This window comes from Microbacterium sp. Bi128 (assembly GCF_918698205.1).
In genome coordinates this window covers 1-2,610 of sequence record NZ_CAKKMM010000705.1, presented here as the reverse complement: position 1 = coordinate 2,610, position 2,610 = coordinate 1, and the positions used below count along the sequence as shown (strand labels likewise).

General features: G+C 65.3%; 2 protein-coding genes and 1 pseudogene. 1 reads left to right on the top strand and 2 read right to left on the bottom strand.

Annotated features, from left to right (window positions below; translation table 11 throughout):
- The coding region (locus tag LQV45_RS25135; protein WP_230009342.1) for an ABC transporter substrate-binding protein at nucleotides 1-793 on the top strand (793 nt) is incomplete at its 5' end.
- A 533-nt stretch (nucleotides 794-1,326) separates the two neighbouring features.
- Here LQV45_RS25135 and LQV45_RS25130 read toward each other — a convergent pair.
- Together LQV45_RS25130 and LQV45_RS25125 are read right to left on the bottom strand one after the other, a co-directional pair.
- Nucleotides 1,327-2,100, bottom strand: coding sequence for an ABC transporter ATP-binding protein (locus tag LQV45_RS25130; RefSeq protein ID WP_230009341.1), 774 nt, complete (start codon nucleotides 2,098-2,100; stop codon nucleotides 1,327-1,329).
- Nucleotides 2,097-2,610 (bottom strand): annotated as a pseudogene (locus LQV45_RS25125) (ABC transporter ATP-binding protein); the annotation flags it as partial. The gene LQV45_RS25130 and the pseudogene LQV45_RS25125, both read right to left, overlap by 4 nt.

The following is a 2,610-nucleotide window of genomic DNA, read 5'->3' as shown; positions in this document are numbered from 1 at the left end:
GGATGACAAGGGCCTCTACTGGCGCACCGCGCCCTCGGACGTGCTCCAGGGCAAGGTCCTCGGCAACTACATGGCCACCTGTGGCGCCCAGACGGTCGGCATGATCGTCCTGAACGACGCCTACGGAACCGGCCTTGCTAAGAACGTCCAGGCAGCTTTCGAGGCGGCCGGCGGCAAGGTTGTTGCCCAGGAGCTGTTCAATGAAGGCGATTCCCAGTTCAGCAGCCAGGTGGACAAGGTTCTGGCCGCCAAGCCGGATGCCATTGCCCTGATCACCTTCGACCAGGCCAAGAGCATCGTTCCGCTGATGACGGGCAAGGGCGTCAAGCCGACCCAGATCTTCATGGTGGACGGCAACATGTCCGATTACAGCAAGGACTTCCAGGCAGGAACCCTGAAGGGCGCCCAGGGCACCATCCCGGGCACCTTCGCCAAGGAGGACTTCAAGAAGAAGCTCCTGGCGATTGACCCGGCGCTGAAGGACTACAGCTACTCCGGCGAGTCCTACGACGCAGTGAACCTGATCGCGCTGGCGGCTGAGGAAGCCAAGAGCACCAAGGGCACTGATATCGCGGCGCACCTGAAGGACGTCTCTGAGGGTGGGGAGAAGTGCAACACCTTCCCGAGCTGCGTCACCCTGCTTCGCAACGGTAAGGACATCGACTACGACGGCCAGTCCGGCCCCGTAACGTTCTCCGACGCCGGCGACCCGACGGAAGCCTACATTGGCATCTACGAGTACCAGGATGACAACACCTACAAGCCGGTCAAGGAAGAATTCGGCAAGCTGTAAGCCGCTTCCCCTCGACTAACAAAAGACCCCCGTCCAGTCCGGACGGGGGTCTTTTGTGTGCGGGGGACCGGGGCCGGAGCGTCAGGACCGCGGAACCGGACGCGATTGCGGAACCGGATTCGCGCTGCGGATTCGGACAGGGGCGGCGCGGATCCGAGGTGCGCCGGTCCGGAGCCGGTGCGAAAACAGGACATGAGGACGCCAGGAGGGGCCGGCGTCGTGGTGTCGACATCCGAGGTGCCTTGGCAGCCACGAGGTGCGGGGAAGGGCTGCCGTGGCCGTGCGGCGGCTGCGGAACCGGATTCGCGCTGCGGGTTCGGACGAGGGCGGCGCGGATCCGAGGTGCGCCGGTCCGAAACCGCCGCGAAAACGTGGCTCAAACGAAGGGCGACGGGCGACGAGCAAGCGGCTGCGGGGGCGGCCGGAGGCGACTGGAGATGCCGTGGGGCCACGGACTGTTGTAGCAGGCACCGGGCACGCAGAAGGGCCGCCACCGGCTGGTGACGGCCCCTGTGGGGATACTGTCCGAAGCGCTATTCGACAGTGTCTGCGAGCGTCCCCAGGTAGAGCTGGATGACCTTGGGATCCTTCATGAGCTCCCGGCCAGTACCGGTGTACGCGTCCTTGCCCTGGTCCAGCACGTAGGCGCGGTCGCAGATCTGCAGGCAGCGGCGCGCGTTTTGTTCCACCATGATGACGGAGACGCCGGCCCGGTTGATCTCGTGGACCCGGAGGAAGGTCTCATCCTGCTTGACAGGGGAGAGGCCCGCGGAGGGCTCATCGAGCAGCAGAACGGCCGGGTCCATCATGAGGGCCCGTCCCATGGCGACCATCTGGCGTTCGCCGCCGGAGAGCGAGCCGGCACGCTGGGCGCGCCGTTTGGCGAGCTCCGGGAACAGTTCGGAGACAAAGTCGAACCGTTTGGCGAAGTCCTTGGGCCGCTGGAACATGCCCATCTGCATGTTTTCCTCGATGGTCAGGGCGGCGAACACGTTGTTGTTCTGCGGAACGAAGCCGACGCCCTTGCTGACCAGCTTGTTGGCCTTGAGCCCGGTGATGTCCTGCCCGCGGACCACCACCGAGCCGGAGTGGACCTTGACCAGGCCAAACATGGCCTTCAGCAGCGTGGACTTGCCGGCGCCGTTGGGGCCGATGATGCCGATCAGCTCACCCTTGCGGGCCTCGATGCTGCAGCCGTTGAGGATATTGACGCCGGGGATGTAACCAGCCACCAGATCGGTGACCTTCACGACCGAGTCGCCATCGAAGGCGGGCTGGGCGGCCGGTGCCGCGCTGGTGGCGCTCATTCTTTGTCCTTCTCTGTGCGGTTTGGCTCTTCGGCGCGGTTCGGCTCTCCGGCGCTGCGGCGGCCGCGCGTCGTCCCGTTCGCCGCCTCCTCCGCCTCGGTGGCGAGGACGTCGGCGGAGATGATGCCGGCGTTTTCAGTGCCGACAATCGATTCCTCGTCGGCGACCAGCTCCGCGGCCAGTTCCTTGATGCCCTCGGCGTCGCCGAGATCCACGTCGTGGTGGGCGCCGAGATAGGCGTCGATCACGGCGGGGTTCTTCATGACTTCGGCGGGAGGCCCTTCGGCCACGATCTTGCCCTCTGCCATCACCACCACCCAGTCGGCGATGTGGCGGACCATGTTCATGTCGTGCTCGACGAACAAAACCGTCATGCCTTCGGCCTTGAGGTTCTTGATGTGGTCCAGCAGCGACTGCGTCAGCGCCGGGTTAACGCCGGCCATCGGCTCGTCGAGCATGACCAGCTTGGGCCGCACCATGAGGGAGCGGGCCATTTCCAGCAGCTTCCGC